At 29.9% G+C, this 21,363-nt stretch carries 20 protein-coding genes and 1 tRNA gene; 13 read left to right on the top strand and 8 right to left on the bottom strand.

Annotated features, from left to right (window positions below; all coding sequences use genetic code 11):
* Complete coding sequence (locus F811_RS0105710; protein WP_020004319.1) at window positions 1-450, top strand: hypothetical protein; 450 nt, start codon at window positions 1-3, stop codon at window positions 448-450.
* Window positions 451-454: 4 nt separating this feature from the next.
* On the opposite strand, the gene F811_RS0105705 is transcribed toward F811_RS0105710, so the two are convergent.
* The 8 genes from F811_RS0105705 to F811_RS0105670 form a co-directional block, all read right to left on the bottom strand.
* Entirely contained in the window at window positions 455-1,216 is a 762-nt protein-coding gene (locus F811_RS0105705) for a DUF6115 domain-containing protein (RefSeq protein ID WP_026364359.1), read from the bottom strand.
* 15 nt (window positions 1,217-1,231) lie between these two features.
* Window positions 1,232-1,594, bottom strand: coding sequence for a hypothetical protein (locus F811_RS0105700; RefSeq protein ID WP_020004317.1), 363 nt, complete (start codon window positions 1,592-1,594; stop codon window positions 1,232-1,234).
* Between the two features lie 117 nt (window positions 1,595-1,711).
* Window positions 1,712-2,425 carry a 23S rRNA (guanosine(2251)-2'-O)-methyltransferase RlmB gene (gene rlmB / locus F811_RS0105695; protein WP_020004316.1) on the bottom strand — a complete coding sequence of 238 codons (714 nt, stop codon included), beginning with the start codon at window positions 2,423-2,425 and terminating at the stop codon, window positions 1,712-1,714.
* 3 nt (window positions 2,426-2,428) lie between these two features.
* Entirely contained in the window at window positions 2,429-3,682 is a 1,254-nt protein-coding gene (locus F811_RS0105690) for an LptF/LptG family permease (protein ID WP_020004315.1), read from the bottom strand.
* A gap of 1 nt (window position 3,683) precedes the next feature.
* Complete coding sequence (locus F811_RS0105685) at window positions 3,684-4,250, bottom strand: hypothetical protein (protein WP_020004314.1); 567 nt, start codon at window positions 4,248-4,250, stop codon at window positions 3,684-3,686.
* Window positions 4,250-5,350 (bottom strand): signal peptide peptidase SppA, encoded by a 1,101-nt coding sequence (gene sppA, locus F811_RS0105680; protein WP_020004313.1) that lies wholly within the window; start codon window positions 5,348-5,350, stop codon window positions 4,250-4,252. Before sppA ends, F811_RS0105685 begins: the two co-directional genes overlap by 1 nt.
* The gene (locus tag F811_RS0105675; protein ID WP_020004312.1) at window positions 5,242-7,152 is read right to left on the bottom strand and encodes a ribonuclease J; all 1,911 of its coding nucleotides are present in this window, start codon (window positions 7,150-7,152) and stop codon (window positions 5,242-5,244) included. The genes sppA and F811_RS0105675 overlap by 109 nt, the downstream gene beginning before the upstream one ends.
* A gap of 224 nt (window positions 7,153-7,376) precedes the next feature.
* Window positions 7,377-8,981 (bottom strand): hypothetical protein, encoded by a 1,605-nt coding sequence (locus tag F811_RS0105670; RefSeq protein WP_020004311.1) that lies wholly within the window; start codon window positions 8,979-8,981, stop codon window positions 7,377-7,379.
* A gap of 149 nt (window positions 8,982-9,130) precedes the next feature.
* Here F811_RS0105670 and F811_RS0105665 point away from each other — a divergent pair, with 149 nt between their 5' ends.
* From F811_RS0105665 to F811_RS0105610, 12 genes are all read left to right on the top strand, one after another.
* Entirely contained in the window at window positions 9,131-9,562 is a 432-nt protein-coding gene (locus F811_RS0105665) for a hypothetical protein (protein ID WP_020004310.1), read from the top strand.
* A gap of 85 nt (window positions 9,563-9,647) precedes the next feature.
* On the top strand, window positions 9,648-10,004 hold the full coding sequence (locus tag F811_RS0105660; RefSeq protein WP_020004309.1) for an FMN-binding protein: 357 nt from the start codon (window positions 9,648-9,650) through the stop codon (window positions 10,002-10,004).
* A 167-nt stretch (window positions 10,005-10,171) separates the two neighbouring features.
* Complete coding sequence (locus tag F811_RS0105655; protein WP_020004308.1) at window positions 10,172-10,681, top strand: hypothetical protein; 510 nt, start codon at window positions 10,172-10,174, stop codon at window positions 10,679-10,681.
* Window positions 10,682-11,191: 510 nt separating this feature from the next.
* The gene (locus F811_RS0105650) at window positions 11,192-11,671 is read left to right on the top strand and encodes a CinA family protein (RefSeq protein WP_020004307.1); all 480 of its coding nucleotides are present in this window, start codon (window positions 11,192-11,194) and stop codon (window positions 11,669-11,671) included.
* Between the two features lie 232 nt (window positions 11,672-11,903).
* A complete protein-coding gene (gene fliF / locus F811_RS0105645) occupies window positions 11,904-13,607 on the top strand; it encodes a flagellar basal-body MS-ring/collar protein FliF (RefSeq protein ID WP_020004306.1) in 1,704 nt (567 codons plus the stop codon).
* Between the two features lie 56 nt (window positions 13,608-13,663).
* Window positions 13,664-14,695: a flagellar motor switch protein FliG gene (fliG, locus tag F811_RS0105640; RefSeq protein ID WP_020004305.1), complete on the top strand. Its 1,032-nt coding sequence runs from the start codon at window positions 13,664-13,666 to the stop codon at window positions 14,693-14,695.
* 44 nt (window positions 14,696-14,739) lie between these two features.
* Complete coding sequence (fliH, locus tag F811_RS0105635; RefSeq protein WP_020004304.1) at window positions 14,740-15,642, top strand: flagellar assembly protein FliH; 903 nt, start codon at window positions 14,740-14,742, stop codon at window positions 15,640-15,642.
* A gap of 55 nt (window positions 15,643-15,697) precedes the next feature.
* Window positions 15,698-17,155, top strand: a complete 1,458-nt coding sequence (locus tag F811_RS0105630) for a FliI/YscN family ATPase (protein ID WP_020004303.1) — start codon at window positions 15,698-15,700, stop codon at window positions 17,153-17,155.
* Window positions 17,156-17,186: 31 nt separating this feature from the next.
* Complete coding sequence (locus F811_RS0105625; RefSeq protein ID WP_020004302.1) at window positions 17,187-17,639, top strand: flagellar FliJ family protein; 453 nt, start codon at window positions 17,187-17,189, stop codon at window positions 17,637-17,639.
* Between the two features lie 11 nt (window positions 17,640-17,650).
* On the top strand, window positions 17,651-18,382 hold the full coding sequence (locus F811_RS0105620) for a lytic transglycosylase domain-containing protein (RefSeq protein WP_020004301.1): 732 nt from the start codon (window positions 17,651-17,653) through the stop codon (window positions 18,380-18,382).
* A gap of 73 nt (window positions 18,383-18,455) precedes the next feature.
* Window positions 18,456-18,528, top strand: a tRNA-Thr gene (locus F811_RS0105615).
* A gap of 51 nt (window positions 18,529-18,579) precedes the next feature.
* Window positions 18,580-20,682 carry a 6-bladed beta-propeller gene (locus F811_RS0105610; protein ID WP_020004300.1) on the top strand — a complete coding sequence of 701 codons (2,103 nt, stop codon included), beginning with the start codon at window positions 18,580-18,582 and terminating at the stop codon, window positions 20,680-20,682.
* Window positions 20,683-21,363: the final 681 nt, after the last annotated feature.

The following is a 21,363-nucleotide window of genomic DNA, read 5'->3' as shown; positions in this document are numbered from 1 at the left end:
ATGTTTAAAAAAATAATAATTTTTAATGTATTCATATTTATTTTAATATCATGTTCAAACAAATCTAATATGGATATTGTGCCAGTGGATTCTACTAAATCCTTTTCTGTATTAGGTTATTGTACACCAGCACCAGAAAATGCTTTTAATGTTAAGTATTCTATTGTAAATAAAACTATTGCAGAATCAAATTTTGATTATAATAATATTCATTTTTATTACAGAGCTTCAAAAAATTTAGATGAACTTTTAGCATTATATAATAATCTAAAAGAATATAAAACATATACTGATAATGAAACATCTACAGAAATAATAATAGAAACTGTTAATAAAGAATACATTGCTCATTGGAATGTCAAAGGAATATATTACTCTTTATCAGGGGAAGATGAGAACGAGCTTTATAATTTATCTTTAATACTTATAAAAAATAAGGCTTTAAATTAACTTATTATTCTAATTCCAAATCTATTACTATATCAATTTCTGTAATAGAGCAGTTTAATTTTTTAGCAATATCTTCTTTGCTCATGCCTTCTTTATATAGTTTGATAATATTTGCATTTTTATCATCTGATGATACTGCTGTATTATCTTCTTCTTTTGATATTTTTTTATCAGTATCATTATTTTTATCGTATATAGACATATTAGATTTTATAGTTCTGTCTAATTTGCTTCTTAATCTCTCTATAGCCTCTTTTCTAGCTTCATCATCTATAGCTTTTGCTGCAGTATCTATATTATTTTTTTTGATAGTTTTTTTAATTTCTTCTTTTTTTATTTCTTTATTTTCTTTAACTTCTTTTTTATTTTCTTTCTCTTCAGGTTTTATATTTAACTGTACATTTTCATCTTCTACTCTTATATCTAACTTTTTCTTTTCTGTATGAATAGTTATATTATTATTAACTTCTTCTTTATTTTCTTTTACTTCTTTTATTGTATTATCTTCAGTACGTATTTCTTTATTATTAGAAGTTAATTCACCTGTTAGCTTATTTGCTCTAGTTATGGCATCTTCCAATATTGAAATTCTTGATAATGCTATATTATTAAACTCCTTTACCAAAGCCTCTATTTCATCTCTAGCCTTTGACATAGTTTCTTTTTCTAGTCTCTCTCTAGCTTTAGAAACTATATATATATAAAATAACGGTAGGACAACCGCTAATATTGTTATATTGATTATTACACTGATTAAAATTTGCATAACTTGAAAATTGCACTAGCCTAAAAGATCTATTTTTGAGCCTTTAGTTTTTTCTGTAGCCGAAACCTCTTCTATTTCTATAATATTATTATCATTTTCATTATTATCAATAATTCTTTTCTTATTTTTCTTTCTATAGGACATATAACCTTGATCTTTTTGTTTCTGCTCATCATCTTTTTTTTCTTTAACTTTTGTTTCATCAGAAATATTTTCGGATTTCACAACAGTAGAATCTTTTATATAAGAATCTCTATGTATATCTCTATCTTCGGACTGCATAGCAATGGTTTTGGCGGCCATTCTCGTATGCTCCATACGTCCTATATGCGACTGCTGCATATATAATTGCTGTAAATCCAAAGGTGCTATAGGCATTTTTTAATCTCCATATAATATGCCTTAAATTTTATATCCTATATTAATTAATATATATATTTTTTCTTATTATTGCAAGCAAAAAAATTAAAATAAATATATAAAAATAGAATATTATTATTTTTTATATATAGAATATGCATATGCTATAACAGCAGACGCAGCAGACACATTTAATGAATCAAAATCATTAAAGGCATTTATTATAATACTCCCATCAGAGTTTTTCTTTAAAATATCTCTCACTCCGCTATGCTCATTGCCAAGTATAATTGCAGTAGGAGTATTAAACTTAAAGTCTTCTAAAGATGTTTCTCCTTTTTCGCTTGCATAATATATCCAAAAGCCTTTATCTTTCATAAGTTCTATAGTTCTATTAAGATTAGTTTCTATAGATATTGGCAGATGATAAGCAGCACCTGCAGATATTTCATAAACTTTTTCATTGATAGGGGCAGAGTTATCTTTAGGTATTATTATGCCAGACGCATCAAAGAAGTATGCATTTCTAATAATAGCTCCAAGATTATGTACATCAGTTATAGAATCTAGTATAAATATTAAAGGATTATCTTTTTTTTCAAGTGCTTTTTGTAAAAAGTTTTCAATACCTATTTCCGCATTTTCTTTTATGTCAGCTGCTATTGAATATACTTTTCCTACTATTTTTTCCATTTCATTTTTATCAACATTTTTTATTAACACTTTCTTTTTTTCAGCTAATTTTATAATGTCTTTTTCTCTTTTTGATATTGGAAATTTTATATATAAAGTTTCTACTAGATTTTTTGATATAGCTTCTGTTATTGCATTTTTACTTGTTATAAACATACTCTATTTTCCTCTGCTAAAGAAAGATCTAATCATAAAAAATCCGCCCATAAGTGCCAGCACTATATTTGGAAACCACATAGCTAAAAGAGGCGGAACCTTTTTACCTCCAGCCAATAATTCAGCTGCTGTTATAAGAAGATAATATATAACTACAACTATTACAGATATTCCAAATCCAAAACCTTTACCGCTTCTTTTTCCTACAATTCCTAAAGGAGCACCTATTAATACCATAAATAAACAAGCTGCAGGTATAGATATAAACTTGTAAAATTCAACATAATAAAAATAAGGCACTGATTCATCAATAGCTTTTTCACGTATTGATATTAGCTCTGCAGAATTAGTTTTAATATATTCATTAGAAAAAGATGTTATATCTATTCCAGTATTTTGTACATTGTTATATGAATTATTTATCATACCTGCTATTTGTTCATCTACAGATTTATTTGCATTAATTTTAGCTTCATTGATTTTTTTTAATATTTCCCAAGAAGGCATTTCTCTTAATCCTCTTTCATGAGAAGTAAGAGTGCTTACATTTCTAATTATATTAATATCCATAGAATCAAACACTGTGTAGTCATTAGTCACAAATCCGTAGTTAGGCATTTCCTGTACTACTCCGTCATAAAGTGTTAATGTTACAACCTGAGAGTTTGCCTGATTATTTTTCCATAATCCGTATTTTGCTGTGATAACTCTTTTTGTTTCTGATTTATCATATATTACAACATTTGATATACTAGTGTCATCAGCATATTTCGCTCCTATTGAGAATCCCATATCAGAAATTTCTGTAAACTCTAATTTTCCTACAGCAATAGAAGGTCTTATATTTACCATATATGAAATTAATGCTCTGTATCTGTAATTTGATTCGGACATAATTACGTTATTAAAGAATAATGAAAATAGAAAAGTAAAAAAGCCTAATATTATTATAGGCATATATATTCTCATATGAGGAAATCCCAAAGCCCTCATAACTATTATTTCATTATCTGATGAAAGTCTTCCATATCCTATTATGCTTGCCATAAGTATGGACATAGGTATAGTTATGGCAATATTAAATGGAAGCATATAAACAAAAGTTTCTAATGACATTAAAAGCGGAGCTCCATTATTCATAATAAGCCTTATTAATTCTGGTAAAAGCTGTATTACAAATACAAATGTAAAAAATAATATACCCGCTAGAAACGGACCTATAGTTTCAAGAATAATATATTTAGTAATTTTTTTCATGTTATATAATGTTTATAAAACTTCCAAATATTAATATTGCTAAAGCTGTATATACTAAATAATCACATATTACAGGAGCAAATAAAACCAAAACAGCCCTGAATGAACTTTTTATATTAAATGAATACTTAATATTATTATACATAAGTACTATGTAATATAACTGCAGTATTAACAGTGTTCCAGCCTGTATCCAGTATATAGAACTAAAATTTCCAAATATCAAAGTTATAGGAAGTATAAAAATAAATATTCCATATATACCAAAACAGTTACTAATAAAAGTAGTTATATTTTTTTTATCATTATTTTTAAAAAATACTGATACAGTAAGGTTAATTATAGCTATTTTTACTATGTTTGACACAGCAATATAAGAAGCTATTCCAAAGGCAAGTAGAAATAAGTTTATTATATTACATTTTGAATTTGATGTATATAATGCAGATACGGCAATACTTAATATGGAAAGTAAATATATTAAAAATGAATATTCAAAATTAATATTATTCCTCATAGCATATTTAGGATGCATCATGTATAAATATATTGCTTTAGATATTCTCATCAGTTTTCTCCGATATAGTTAGGAATATAAATATACATAGGCACTCCTATATATTTTGTGTTAATAATCTCTTCATAAGGTATAGGAAGTGAAGATTTGGGCTTTATATTTTCAGATATTCCAGAGAATATCATATTAAGTAAATTATCTTTCGGCTGAGGTTTTTTAATAATGTAAGGATCTTCACCTTCTATACCGCCCAATTTTGCTGCATCTTTTATAGCGTCCTGTAATGTACCTATAGCATCTATAAGACCCACTTCTAATGCTTTTTTACCGCTGAACACTCTTCCGTCAAATATATCTTCTCTGTTTCCTTTAATTTTATCGCCTCTTGCCTGCTCTACCACATTTGTAAACTGAGCCACAAATTCATAAGTCATATCCTGCCAATATGCTAGCTCATCTTCTCTAGGTTCTCTGAAAGGGGAGAGCGAATCTTTATTTCTTCCGCTTTTTATTGTATACATTTTTACGCCGTATTTATCCATTAAGTCAGAAACATTAAGAAATTGTGATATAACTCCTATACTTCCAGTAAGAGTAGATTCATTAGCATATATTTTATCGGCTATCATAGACATATAGTATCCTCCGCTTGCTGCCATACCTCTAAATGAAGCTACTATTGGTTTAGGATATTTTGCTTTTAAATCTTGTAAGTATTTTAAAGCCTCTTCACATGAAGTTAAAGCTCCTCCGGGGCTATCTACTTGAAGAACTATTGCCTTTACTTTTGGGTCTTTTATATAGTATTCAAAATCTTCCATAAGTTCTTCAGTTACAGAAGGATATTCCAAACCTATGCTAGTTTTTCTCTTTGCATGCGTTATAACTCCAGTCAAATCTATAATAGCAATACCGTCTTGCGTATTTGCTGATATTGAATTAATATTTTTTGTTATTTGTATAGGCGTAGTTTTATTTTCATTATTAAAAAATAAACTGTATATTCCAATTATAATTGATGCTAAAACTAATGCTGTAAATATTAACTCTCTTTTACTGCTTTTTTCTTTTTGGATTTTGTTCTTTTTATTTGTGTTATTTTCTTCTTGGCTGCCGTTTTCTTTATTCTCTTTTTCTTCTTCGTATGACATTTTATCTCCTCTTCATTTTCTGTTATTATTTTTTTTATATTATCTATATTGATGTTGTCTATATTATCAATATTATCTTCTGATGTTTCTGTATTTTCTATATAAACATGCTCCATATATAAACATACAAATATTACAGGTTCTCGGCCTATTATCTGCATGAATTTTTTACGCAATGCTTCTCTTACTTCGTATTTTATTGTGGAAGGAGTTCTTTTATTTCTATCAAGCAGTTTTTTTACTGCTGCCATTGCCGAGTTAATTCCTTCTTCTCTAAGCTGTTCTGTTTTATGTATTAACCCTTCTTTTTCTCCTCCGTTATAAGTAAATCCCTTGCTTTCTAAATCTACTTTTATATCATATTGTCCTGTTTTATTTTTTTTGGCTATTACATTAGCAACAACAACGCCGTTAAGTGATAATTGTTCTCTATCATGAAATATACTCTCTTCCAAATCGCCTACGCCTTTACCGTCAACATATATATTTCTTATCTCTATAGGTTCTGCAAATTTAGCCTCTAAAGCTTCATCTATTTCAAGTACATCTCCATTATAAAGTAAAAATCCTTTAGTATCCAAACCATTTAAATTTTCAACTAATTTGATATGAGTTATTAAATGTCTCTTCTCTCCATGAATAGGTATAAAATATTTTGGCTTTACCAATCTGTACATTAATTTTAAATCTTCGCTTGAGGCATGTCCTGATACATGAAGAAGTTTTTTATCTTCGCCCACCATTTTTGCCCCTAAATCAAAGAGGTTATTTATCATTCTAGTAACAGCCATTTCATTTCCAGGTATAACGCTTGATGAAAATATAATCATATCTCCGTCTTCTACTTTTATATGTTTATGAGCCTCTGCTGCTATTAAAGAAAGAGATGAATAAGGTTCTCCCTGCGTTCCAGTAGTTATACATACTATTTTCTCTCTTGGGTATCTGTTTATTTTATCTATTGGTATTACTATATCATAAAGATTTAAATATCCCATATCCTGAGCTATTTTAGTGAATTTAATCAAACTTCTTCCAGAAAATGCAACGTATTTATTATTAACTTTTGCAGCAGTTACTAAATCCTGTATTCTCTCTATACTGCTTGCAAACACTGCAACAATAATCATACCGTCTTCATAAGCAAATAGAGGCGTCATATTATTTTGAACAACGCTTTCGCTCATAGAAAAACCTTCTTTTTGACAGTTGGTGGAGTCTGCAAGCATTAAAAGTACTCCGTTTTCTCCATATTCAGCAAACTTATATAAATCTATAAATTTATCAGTTGTAGGGTTTAAATCTATTTTGAAATCACCTGTATGTATTATTACTCCAAGAGGCGTTGTTATAGCAATTCCCATTCCATCTGGTATACTGTGATTAACTTTTATAAACTCTATATCAAAATTCATACCTAGCTGTATTTTATTTCTAGGCTCTACTTCATACAATTTTGCATCTTTATATTCATTTTTATAATCATTAAGTTTTGCTGTTAGAAATGCTATGGTCAGTCTTGAGCCGTATATTGGAATATCTGGGAAGTTTCTTAAAAAATGCGGTATTGCCCCTATATGATCTTCATGACCATGTGTAAGTATAAGACCTATTACATTTTTGTCTTTCAAATATGATGTATCTGGTATAACATAATCTATTCCAAGCATATGATATCTAGGAAACATAAAACCGCAATCAATTACTAAAACCTCGTTTCCGTATTCTATAACTGTCATGTTCATACCAATTTCCTGAACGCCGCCAAGAGGTATGATTCTTATTTTATCATTACTATTCATTTACATTAACTACTTTATTATTTAAATTTTCAATATATAAGACCCATCACTATTTTTATTTTATTTTAACTATAAAAAAATATTAAGTCAAGCTATAAAATAATGTACTTTTTTGATGTAATAATATTTTATACAGTGTTATACTGTAATTTGTCTAATAAAAAAATAATGCATAGCAAGTTTTTATAACCTACTATGCATACTTATAAAAAAATAATAGAGATTTAGTTTTGCTGATTATCATTCATAATCATGCCGTCTTTTATTATAAATACATTTTTTCCGTCAGAAACTATAGACACAGCATTTTCATTACTATCATCTAAAGGCGATACATAATCATATCCGCCGAATTCTCTTCTCAATGATGCATTTTTGTTTAGTATGAAATAATAGTATTTACCTAATCTTTCACCAGTAAATGCAAATGAATCGCCTAAAAACTTAAATGAAGTAATATTATTGTATGAAGGGCTTTCAAAATCATTTCCTATGATGTATTCTCTTTCATTTCTACTTGCATTATAAACTAAATTGTTATTTGTAGAAAAGTATATATCATTTATAGAGTCATAGTTATTAGGAAGTCTTCTGCCGTTTAGAATTATAAAAGATACTCCGTTAGTTTGAGCTCCATAAGCTAGCATAGAACTGTCATCTGAGTATTTATAATTATGTATGATATTGTAGTTAGTAGTCATATTTCCGCCTACATATAGCTGCATAGTATTGTTTGTATTAACATTTATAAATACTAAAGTTTTTCCATTAGGGGAGAATGACATATTAGTTACAAGATTAAATTCTCCGTAATTTCTTCCATTAGCAATAACACTTGTCATAATAAATTCATTTGTGATTATTGTATTTGAAGTGTCTGCTGCAGGAGGCAAAGACGGAATTTCATTGTATCTTATATTAGTTATAACATTTGTTACAGTAATTAATGCTATAGTGTTTGACTGACCTTTAACAGTTATTCCCTCTTCATTTGTATATACGCTTATATTTGAAAGGTTATAATTTGTAATAGTTGAAGTATTAGTTACAACATCATTTGTAATTTCAAGATTATTAGTTAATAAATTAGTATTAGTTTGATTATTAGTATCAATCTGAGGCATCATTTTTACAGCATATGCTATACTGTTATTATTAAATGAAGCAATATCATCAACTAATCTAAAGTTTTCGCTGTCAGAAGTTCCAGTAAATATTACAGCATTTCCTTCATTTTCAATAACATATACTATATTAGTTCCGTCATTTGAGAATTTTAATCTGTCTGCTTTAGCTGATATTTGTTTTTCTTCGCCGTTAATATTTATATAATATAGTCCGTCTCTTGAATATGAGAAAGCATAGGAATTATCATTTATTACACTGTCAAATAATTCTGAATATTGTATTTTTGCCTCTCCGTTTATAACAGCTATTCCGTAATTCATCAATCTAGCGAATATTATTGAGTTGTTTCCAGAAAAAATAGTTCTTTCTATAGAGTCAAATTCCTGCTCAGTATTTCCGTATATTAAAACCCACATATCTTTTCCAAGTGAAGTTTTAAGCATTGTAGCAGTTAATGTTCCATTTGGAAGTATTTTAATAATTCCAGCATCTTTATATCCAGTAAGTCTGCTGTTTTTGTATATTATATCAAAGGTTTTACCCTCATTTGCTGAGTTTTTTTCTATAATTAGGGCATAATTAGTTTCTGATGAAATATACGAATTGTTCAGCTTTTCATTATTTTGTAGAGTGTATATTTGAGTGAAAGCTCTTGTATATAACAAAAGAAATAGTATAGATACAATATATAATCTTTTCATAATAATTCCCAATATTAATATGTTTGTATATTTTTTTAATATAATCGGAACATTTACAGTCTAAAATTAATAATTATGTAAAATTATTAACTTAAAAAAAATTAAAATTTGACGAGTATTGTGGGAGTATATTTTTATTTGGAGGCAGTATGAGATATAATTATTTATTAATACTAATTGTTTTTTCTTTTTTAGCATTATCATGTAAGACTGTAGAAAAAAATAATACTCAAACTTCAAATATTGTAAATTTTAATGAAGGCTGGGTAAATGAAAGTAAGTTTATAGCTACATCTATAGGATACCCTAATGGTTATGCTTCAACCGAAGAAGAGATAAAAACAAGTGCCTTTAATGCTGCTTTAGCCTTATCAAAAGTAAAAATTGAGAATGCTTTTGCTAAAGAGCTTCCAAATAGAGAATCTGAAAATACAGAATTAAAAAATATTGTAGAAAAGTATATAAAAGTGGAATATTCAAGTTTTATAGATGATAGATACTATCAGCTTAAAACAACTGTGGAATATGATAACCTTCTTTCATTGTTAAGGGCTGGAAATATAAAAAAAATACTTAACTAATTTACATTATTAATTTACATTTTTTTTACGTTTTAAATAAATAAAGAGTTTATAATAGTAATTATATTAAAAAGGGGAAAATCGTATGAGCTTAAAAAAAATTATGGTTTTGGTTCTTGCTCTAGTTTTTGCAGCTAGCATGTTCCTATTTGCTCAAGGTAAAGTTGATTTGTCTAAAGTACCAGACGGCACATATTTAGGAAACTACAAAGCTACTTACAAAACAAGACAAGGCGATTATCAGGCTAAAGTTACTGTTGCAGGCGGTAAATTAACAAAAGTTGTATTAACAAAATGTGCACATAGCAGCGGACCTGCTAGAGGAAAAGCAGCTTATGACAAAATGATTCAAGCTAATGACATTTATGTTGATGGCGTTAGCGGAGCTACTTGGGTTGCATTAGTAGAAGATGCATTAACAAAATTAACTCCTGCTAAATAATTTTTGATTATAAGAATGTTAATGAGCGTATCTAATATTTAGGTACGCTTTTTTATTATTTTATTTTATTTATTATTGAATTTTTTGCACTGTTTTCATATTTAAGTTATTTTATTTTGTATATTTTTAATAAAGTATTAATAAATTTAAAATCGGACTTTAATATTATGAAAAATAAAATAATTATTTTATTAATTTTTTTAGCTGTTTTATTAGTGATTGTTTTTGTATTGTCATATGGTAAAATAAAATCAAGAGCAAAAGAAATAAGCAGAGAATATATTGAAAAATATAAACCCGATATAACTTTTAAAAGTGCTTCTATAGATGAAATTACTTTATCATATATCACACTAAATACATTAATTGAAGTAAAAAATAATTTGCCTTTTGAACTTCCTATAGAAAAAGCCGAAGTTAAACTAATAAATAATTCTGATAAAGTATTTGCTTCTGCTAATTCATCGGATACTTCAGAAAATTTAAAAATACCAGCCAATTCTTCAATATCATTTAACATGAAATTCAAAGCCCAGTATTCTGACTTGTTTGAAACTGTTATAGATGCTATAAAGTCTAAAAGTTTTAAATGCAATGCTAATATTATTATAACTTTTACTGTGTATGGTAAATATTTTGAGTTTTCTTATGATGAAGAACTAGTATTTATACAATAGGTTTTATATTATATATTATTAATATAATAGTTAACTAATATAAAACCTAGTCTTTTTTGCAACTTTTTTGGGCACAAAAAAGTTGATAATACATTTACAAATGACTAAAAGATAAAAATTATAATTTTTTATGTATATACTTAAAATTTTTAAGTTTGTCAATTTTTTTATTCAACTTTTTCCCGCCGCAAAAAGTTGCAAAAAGTGCAAGTGCAAAAACAATACTAAATAGTACTAATTTATGTTTTACATGTAGAATAAATTACTAAATTTAGCCTGAAATGTAGCCTTTCGCTGCCGAAGGCACGCAGAGCGGGGCACGACTGTGTGCTTCGCAGCAAAGCCCTGCAACATTTTAAATTAAAAAAATTAATTTTTTGACAAATTATAGTCGTTTAGGTATATACTGAAATTTAGAAGTTTTAACAATTTCTATTAATAAAAAATATTTAATATTTTATTTTTTTATGATTATTGTGTTTTTATATATTATAAATTTGGAGTATTTATATGAATTATGAAAAATCTAAAGAAGTGGTTGAACTTCTTATAAAGAGAGGATTAAAAATAACATCAGCAGAATCATGCACAGGAGGATTATTTGCTGCTAATATAACATCAGTGTCAGGTTCATCAGAATGTTTTGAAGGCTCTTTTGTAACTTATTCTAATGAAATAAAGCATAAAATGATAAATGTAAAAGAGGAAACATTGGAGAAATATGGGGCTGTAAGTGAGGAATGCGTACTCGAAATGGCCGAAAATAGCCGTAAGATAATGGAAAGTGATATATCGATAGCAATAAGCGGTATAGCAGGACCTTCTGGAGGAAGTGAAGATAAACCAGTAGGTTTGGTATGGATATGTTTGTCAGCTGAAGCTTATATTAAGGCTTATAAAAATATATTTTCTGGAAATAGAGATGAAGTAAGAGAGCAGAGCGTATTATTTTCTTTGAATTTGGTTGAAAATTTCATAAAAAAATGTTAGTCTATATTAACACTAATGCATGCGAATTAAATTTAATAAAAAAATCTGAAAAGTCCATCATAAATTCAAAAAATATTATGTTTACTTGTTGACAAAAATAATTATGTAAACTAATATTCATAAAACGATAAAATAATTATGTAAACTCATTTATATAAACATAATTTTTTTATAAAGTAAACATAACTATAACCGATAATTTCTAAAGATAACTTTTATTAGGTGGTTTCTAATGCAGGACTTTATAAATAAATTGACAAGTCAGATAAAAAATATTTTTGCTAAAACAACAACACTTCAAAAAGCGGTGTTAATAGGTGTTTTAGTAGTAGGTCTTGGAGCTATAATTGCAACAATAATGCTTACATCAAGAAAAACAGGAACATTATTGTTTCAGCAGGCATTAACTCAGGAAGATGCTAGAAATGTTATATCAGTTTTAGATGCAAATAACATAAAATACCAGTACAGAAACGGTTTTATCACACTTAATAATCAGAATGATAAAGCGAAAGCAGAATTAGAATTGGTAAAAGAGGGAAGAATGCCTACAGGAGTAGACGGATGGGAATTATTTGATGCCCCTCGTATTGGTATAACAGATGTTGAACTTGATATAAACAAAAGAAGATCTTTAACTAAAGCTATCACTCAGCTTTTAACAAAATTAGATTTTGTACAGGAAGCTACAGTTGATTTGGCATTTCCTAAAAAAGAATATTTAACTGATATAGATTCTCCAGTTACAGCTTCAGTAGTTATTAAAGCACAGCCTTTTAAAGAGGATATTTTAAGAGACCCTAAAACAGTAAGAGGCTTGCAGCAGTTAATAGCAATGGGTGTTGACAAATTAAAACCAGAGTATGTAACAATTACAGATAGTACAGGCTATGTATTAACAGATTTTACAGATGAAGCTGCAAACTTAAAATTAAAAGTAGCTCAGGAAGAGTTAAAAATAGTTGATAGAGAAAGAAAAAAGATAGAAAATAAAATAAGACAAACATTAGGAAGAATATACACTAACAGAGTAGAAACAACAATAGCATTAGAACTTATATGGGACGATGTTAGTATAACAAATAATTTGGTTCTTCCTATAATATTAAAAGAAGATGATCCTACAACACCTTATGATGACAGTCAGTTTACTAATAAGGTTCAGGTTTCAAGCCGTACAGTAACAGAAGACTGGAAAGGTCAGCAGTTTATACCTCAGGGTGCTGCAGGTGCTGAAGAAAATGTGCCTCCTGGATATAAAGATAAAAGCGACAGATGGCAGACATATACAAAAACAGATTCACAGGATAATTATGAATTAAGTAAAAGATATGAAGCTATTAAGAAAGGAAGTTATCAAATAGGTAAAATATCTGCAGCAGTTGCTTTGGACGGAAGATGGACAAAAGTTTATGATGTTAATGGGGAACCAGTAATTACTAACGGCAACAGTTATGTAAGAGAATATCATCCAGTAACAACAGAAGAGATAAGAAATGTTACATCATTGGTACAGGCTGCTATTGGTTATGATTTGACAAGGGGTGACCAAGTAAGTGTAACACATATTCAGTTTGACCATTGGGATAGATTTAATGCTGAAGATGCTAAACTTATGCGTGACAGATTTATAAAGAAAACATTAATCATAACAATGATTTCTTTACTAATATTGTTTGTATTGGCATTAGTAATAAGAGCTATACAGAAAGAACTTGCTAGAAGACGCAGACTTAGAGAAGAAGAGCTTGAACGCAAACAAATGGAAATGCGCAGACAGGCTATGATGAATGCTAATGAAGAGCCTATAAGCGAAATGAGTTTGGAAGATGCTGCACGTAAAAAACTTATGGACGAAGTTATACGTGTAAGCCATGAAAGACCAGATGACGTAGCTCAATTGCTTCGTACTTGGATGGCAGATGATAAGAGTTAATAAAAGTGTAAATTAAAAAAATTGAGTTATAAATATAAAAATTAGGAGAAAAAATTATGGCTGCAGAAAAAGATAAAGATAAAAAACAACGTGTTTTGAGCGGTCGTCAAAAGGTTGCCATATTCTTAGTATCTCTAGGAATGGAAACTTCAAGCGAAATATTCAAACATTTAAGGGAAGAAGAGATAGAACAAATAACATTTGATATTGCGAGACTTGAAAATATAGAAGCTGCTGATAAGGATGCAGTATTTAGAGAATTCCAAGAGATGATGATAGCTCAGGACTTTATAACTCAAGGCGGTATAGATTATGCAAGAGACTTGCTTGAAAGATCTGTAGGAAGTCAGAAGGCAAGCGATATCATAAACAGACTTACTTCTTCATTACAGGTAAGACCTTTTGATTTTATACGCCGTACAGACCCAGCTCATTTGCTTAACTTCATACAAGGTGAGCACCCTCAAACTATAGCACTTATTTTGGCATATTTGGAACCACAAAAAGCTGCTAGTATATTAGGTGCTTTGCCTACAGAAATACAGCCGGATGTAGCTAAACGTATTGCCATAATGGATAGAACTTCTCCAGAGGTTTTAAGAGAGGTTGAAAGGGTACTTGAAAGAAAACTTTCTACTCTTGCAAGCGAAGACTTTACTTCTGCTGGCGGTATAGATTCTATAGTAGAAATCATTAACAGTGTTGACAGATCTACTGAGAAAAGTATTATTGAGAGCTTGGAAGAAGATGATCCGGAACTTGCAGAAGAGATCAAGAAACGTATGTTTGTATTTGAAGATATCGTTTTACTTGATGACAGAGCTATACAGAAAGTACTTCGTGAAGTTGATTCAAGCGATTTGGCTAAAGCACTTAAAAGTGTTGATACAGATGCTCAAGATAAAGTTTATAGAAACATGTCCAAACGTGCTGCAGCATTACTTAAAGAGGATATGGACTTTATGGGACCTGTTCGTCTTAAAGACGTTGAAGAAGCACAGCAGAAAATTGTTAATATCATACGTAAACTTGAAGAACAAGGTGATATTGTTGTTGCTCGTGCAGGTGAAGATGAAATGGTTGTATGATGTAAAAATATATGCTTGATTATTAATATTATGGAGTTTTAATTATGCCAGAAAAGGTTTTTAAATCTAAAAGTATTGTAGAGCTTACTCAAAAAGTTAATATTGCTGTACCTCATCATAAATCACAGGAAGAACTTGATTATGAAGAATCACAGGAAGAATATAAAGGTCCTTCTATTGAAGAGATTGAAGCTGAGATTGCAGGACTTAGGGCTCAGTGGGAAGAAGATTTAAGAGATATGAGGAGAAAGGCTGTTGATGAAGCAGACAGAATTATAGAAGATGCTAAAACTCAGGCCTTTGAAATATTTAAATCAAAACAAAATGAGGCACATGTTATTTCCGAACAGGCTAAAGTTGACGCTTCAAGGATAATACAAGATGCTAATGCTGAAAAAGAAAAAATACAAAGCGAATCCGAATCTATTAAAGATGCTGCATACAAAGAAGGTTATGCTAAAGGATACGATGAAGGCTTTGAAAAGTCTTTTTCTGACAGCAATAATGATTTGGTTAAATTAACAGAAAAAATGAAGAAAATATTAGCTGAAACTATTAATAAAAGAAATGAAATAATAGATGCAGCAGAAGCTCAGGTTATTGAAGTAGCTGTACTTATAGCTAAGCGTGTAGTGAAAATGCTTACAGAAAGAGATAAAGGTATAGTTATTAGAAATATTCAGGAAGCTTTAAGAAGAATTAAAGGAAGAACAAAAATCACTATTAGAGTTAATATTGATGATTTGGAAGTTTCTGCTAGACATAAAGATGAGTTTTATCAAATGCTTGATAAGATAGAAGGTGTAACTGTTCTTGAGGATCCTAATGTTGATGTGGGCGGATGTATGATAGAAACTGACTTTGGTGATATTGATGCTAGAATAAATACTCAGCTTAATGAGATAGAAACTGCTATTAAAGAAGTTGAACCTATAAAAGGTTTTTAATTAAGATATTGTTAATTAAAATATTTTTGGTATTAATTTATAATAGGGCTTGCTGATGATAAAAGATGAAAATATAGATTTTATTAAAGAGGTAAGAAAAACATTTGACAAGTACAGAAAAGTAGTTGATGATGTAGCTTTATTAAAATCTTACGGAAAGGTTAAAGAAGTTATAGGTTCTTTAGTAATAAGCGAGGGACCATTTTGCAAACTTGGAGATATGTGTCGTATATATATGAATGATGACACCTATCTTGATGCGGAAGCTATAGGTTTTAGAAATCAAGATGTTCTTTTGGCTACTTTCGGACCTGTTAATGGAATAACTTTCGGCAATATGGTTTATTCTTTTGAAAGACCTTTATCAGTTATGTGCTGCGATGAGATATTAGGTACAGTGCTTGATGCCAGAGGAAAACCTCTTGCAGGAGGCGGACATAATTTTTATGAAACTCCAGTTCCAGTATCTCACAATGCTGTAAACCCTATGAACAGACCTAGAATAAAAAAGCATATACAAACTGGTGTTAGAGCTATAGACGGACTTCTTACAGTAGGTCAAGGGCAGCGTATGGCTATAATGAGCGGTACAGGCGTCGGTAAATCTACACTTTTGTCTATGATAGCTAGAAATACTAATGCTGATGTTAATGTTATAGCATTAATTGGTGAAAGAAGAAGAGAGGTAAGAGATTTTATAGAAAGAGACCTTGGAGAAGAGGGATTAAAGAGAAGTATATTAGTAGTTGCTACAAGTGATGATGCTCCGCTTTTGAGAGTGCGTGCTGCATATACTGCCACTACTATAGCAGAATACTTTAGAGATAAAGGCAAAAATGTTATGTTTATGGTGGATTCTGTAACACGTTTTGCTTTAGCTCAGAGAGAGATTGGACTTTCAAGAGGTGAGCCTCCTACAACTAGAGGTTATACCCCAAGCGTATTTTCAGAGCTTGCTAAACTTTTGGAGCGTACTGGTACTTCTAATAAAGGGACTATTACTGCTTTTTATAATGTATTGGTTGAAGGTGATGATTTGGACGAACCTATTACTGATGCTGTTAGAGGTATATTAGACGGGCATATAGTTTTATCAAGAGATTTAGCCAATAGAGGGCATTTCCCTGCTATTGATGTTAATAAAAGCATATCGAGGATTATGAATGAAGTAGTTTCCAATATGCATAAAAAGGCAGCAAGAGAATTTTTAAAGATGAGTGCTGATTATAATGAGGCTAAAGAGCTTATAATGATTGGCGGTTATGCTAAAGGCAGTATGCCAGACGTTGACAGAGCTATTGATTATAAGCCTATGATGGATAGATATTTGCAGCAGGACGTATATGAAGTATCTAGTTTTGCTGACAGTAAAGAGGCTCTTTTATCTATGTTCTATTCGCAGGAAGAGATAGAAGAGGATTTAGTAAACAGCGGAGATGTAAAAAGAGCAGAAGACAGAACAAATATTTCCGACAATGTAGAATATGCTAATAATGATGTTGTTATACTTTAGATAAATTAAAAATTGTTGGATTTATTGCAGTATGAAGAGATTTAATTTTAATTTGGAGCCTTTATATAAACTTAGAAAAAATATAGAAAAACAAAGGCAGGCTGAAGTAGCTGAAGTTTCTGCTGAATATAATAAGGAGCGTGACGGGAAAGATAATTGTCTTCTCAAAATTAGTGAAGGTATAAGAATTGTAGACAGCATAGAAGATGATAATGAAATGGTTTCTATGAGTATTTATTTGGGAGAGTATATAACTGCTTTGAACTCTCAGATATCTATACATGAAGACAATATGGCTGAAATTAGTGTGGAGCTTAGAAGAAGGCAGGAAGTTTTACAAGAGGCTTCAAGACAAAGAAGGGCTGTTGAATTATTAAAAGAAAAGAAATTATTAGAATATAAAAAGTTAATGAATAAAGAAGAACAGGCTAAGCTGGACGAATGGAAGAAAGAGTATGTTACCGGCGATGCTTATGAATATTAAGAGGTATTATTATGATAGAATCTGTACAAAGAATACAATCAAGAATAGGTGAAATTCAGGAAACTTTTAATAAACTTGGATTTGCTCCTATTAATACTCCGCTTCCTTCAAAACCATTTGCTGAGCATTTAAATGAAGCTATGGCTGAAAATAAGGTTAATAGTGTAGAAGCTAATAATAATTTGGACGGTTCTGTTATTAATGATACTAATAAAAAATTAGATAACGGCAAAGTTATTAATGGAGATACTTCTTCAGATGCTTTTAAAGGAAAAATATCTTTTGGAGTTTATGAAGGAAATACAAATAATTTTGCTAAGGCTATTAATGCATATAAAAAGGCTTCAGTAGAAAGTTTCCCTACTAAGTATGATGATATAATTAAAGAGGCAGCTGAAAAATATTCTTTGCCGGAGAATTTGATTAAAGCTGTTATAAAACAGGAATCAAACTATGTACCAAATGCTGTTAGTCATAAGGGTGCTGTAGGTTTGATGCAGATAATGCCGCAAACTGGTGTAGGTTTGGGTATTACAGATGAAGAAATGCTTAAAGATCCGTATACTAATATTATGGCTGGAAGCAAGTATTTATCTCAAATGTTAAACAGATATGATGGAAGACTTGATTTGTCTCTATCTGCTTATAATGCAGGACCTAATTTGGTTGACAGACTTAAAAGAATTCCTAATATTGAGGAAACACAAAATTATGTTAAAAATATTATAGGATATATAAAGTAAAGTTAACATAACTAAAAAATAATTAGTTTGCTTGACTTTTTTATTCTGTAATTTTATAATATTTTACAAAGTCGCCCGCTTAGCTCAGCAGGTAGAGCATCACCATGGTAAGGTGAGGGTCATCGGTTCAATCCCGATAGCGGGCTTTTGTTCACTATTATAAACCAAAAAAATATCACACACTATAAAGAGGATTTATGAGAGTAAAACTTCTAGCGGTCATAGTGTTTTTTTTGACAGTTATGCCGCTTTCATACACATTCGATAAAACTCCGTATTATGTAAACACAGAAACTTATGACTCGTACAGAGAGCTATTAAGAGGGGTGCATTATTATAATCAGGAACGTTATGATGCTGCTATAGCTAGTTTTAGAAACTCTCTTAATACTAATCCTACTGATAAGTTTATAAGGTATTGGTACAGCAAATCATTATATAAAGCAGGATATATGTCTTTGGCTATTAATGAATGGCTCAATATTGCAAGAATGGGATATGAAGACCCTATAATACTTTCTAAAATTAATAAGTACGATTCTGCTAATGCTGTAGAAGATCAAAAAGATATACTTAGTAATTTTATTTATTTGAAAGCATTTTCTACTAATGCTAATTTCTTAAAAAATATTAATCAGCCTATACAAATACAAACTATGGCTGATGGTACTTTGTATGTTCTTGATTACAGCGATTCATCTTTAAAAAGATTTGATGCTAACGGCAATATGCTTAATAAAATATCTTATGGTAAGAGACTTGAAGTTGCTCAGCCAAGCTGGTGGAGAAAAGCTTTGCAGTTTATAGCAAGAGTTTATCCTTATGAAAAACTTGAAAATCCTAGAGGCTTTACTATTGATAACAGCGGAAATATATATATAGCAAATACTAAAAAAGATAAAATATTTAAATATGATTCTAATGGAAGTTATATTACTAATATAGGCGTATCTGGTATTGGAGATGGTCAGTTATTAGGACCTTCATCTGTTTTTGCTGATAATGACGGTAAATTGTATGTTTCTGATACTGGAAATAATAGAATAGCGGTATTTGACATAGAAGGAAATTTTTTATACAGCTTTGGAAAACTTGGTGAAAATGAAGGCGAATTATTTTCTCCAGCTGGTATAGTTGTAAATAGTCAGTATATATATATTGCTGATATGGGAAATAAAAGAATACAGCAGTTTGACCTTAACGGAAATTATATAAAAACTATTAAACATGCTTTATTTAATGAGCCTAGAGGACTTTCCTTTGCTAAAGACGGAAACCTCTATATAGCTGACGGAAGCAAAGTTTTTTATTATGATATAAATGCTGATACTTTTACTATATTCAATAATTCTGAAAGATATACAGCTACTCCTACATCAGTGTCAGAAGGACCTAATGGGGATATATATCTTACTGATTTTATGTCTGGAAGAGTTGATGTTTATACTAGAAAAGAAGAGTATTATGCTAATTTAGATGTGTTTGTAGACAGAGAGTATTTAAATAAATTCCCTGTAGTTGTTGCCTCTGTTACAGTAAGAGACAGAATGGCTAATCCTGTTATAGGGCTTACTGCTGATAATTTCTTTGTTAAAGAAAACTCAAGTGTTGATTATAAAGTTGGTTTTTATGATGCACCAGAACTTCATGAGTATAGATTTGTATATTTGATAGAAGACAGTGCAGCAGCAAAACCTTATGAAAACAGAATAAAAGAGGAAATCAGCAACTTTACTATGAACTTACAAGGAAATGATGAAGTTTTGGTTATACATTATAATGATCAGGTTTATAAGGCTGATAATTATGATGCAAGAAATTTAAGAATACTTGAAAATGCTAATAACTTCCATTTTGCAGGAGGAATATCTGCTTTAGATGATGCTTATTATGAGGCTGTAAGACTTGCAGGCAACAGCTTTAAGAAAACAGCTATAATACATTTTACAGTAAGCAGTCCTGATGACGGAGTATTTAATATGATGAACTTCAGCGATATTGCTAGTTTTGCTAAAAATAATGCTATATCTTTGAATCAGGTTTATATAGGTGCTCAAAAGTCTAATTACTTCTTAGACTTGATGACAAAAAATACATACGGATATACTATAAATGCTGATTTATCTATTAATTATTCTGCCGAACTTGAAAGAATGAAGAATATTAATTTTGGAAGATACTATATATATTACAGCAGTTTTAGAAATCTGTCTCAGTCTGGACAGTTTAGGGCTTTGAATGTAAGGGTTCAGTATAGAGATATGTACGGCGAAGAAGAAGTGGGATATGTGATACCATAATAAAATATTAATATATAAAAATTAAGGCTTTTCTCTTTATAGTTCTATATAGAAGAGAGGAGCCTTATTTTTAATATATCTAAACAATTACAATTTGTCAAAATTTTAAATACTTGCAGTGCTTTGCCCGCCGCTCTGCGTGCTTTCGGCAGGGAAAGGCTACATTTCAGTATAAATTTAGTAATTTATTCTACATGTAAAACATAAATTAGTAATATTTAGTATTATTTTTATACTTGCACTTTTTGCAACTTTGACGAAGTCCGCCTGTGGTGTGCGGCGGGAAAAAGTTGAATAAAAAATTGACAAACTTAAAATTTTTAGTATATACCTAAACAATTATAATTTGTCAAAATTAGTTTTTATATTTTTATTATTTTCGGGGACTAGCCCTGCAAAGCACACAGTCGTGCCGAACCCCCAGTTCTTTTGTGACGCTGTCCGCCTTTGGTGTGGCACAAAGAACCATACGCAGTACACCTTCGGTGAAAGAACTGCATTTGACGAAGTCCACCTCGCTCTGCGTGCCGTAGGCAAGGTGTAGCCCAAATTTCGTATATTATCATACATTTAATACGTATCTTTAAAGTATAAAGTTCTAGTAATTGCGTTTTTCGCGAAGCGTGCCTTTGGCAAAAACTTTTTTGTGCGGCAAAAAAGTTGATAATTCTATATAATGTA

The organism is Brachyspira innocens ATCC 29796 (genome assembly GCF_000384655.1).
Classification (GTDB): domain Bacteria; phylum Spirochaetota; class Brachyspiria; order Brachyspirales; family Brachyspiraceae; genus Brachyspira; species Brachyspira innocens.
This window is presented reverse-complemented; position numbering and strand designations above follow the sequence as displayed.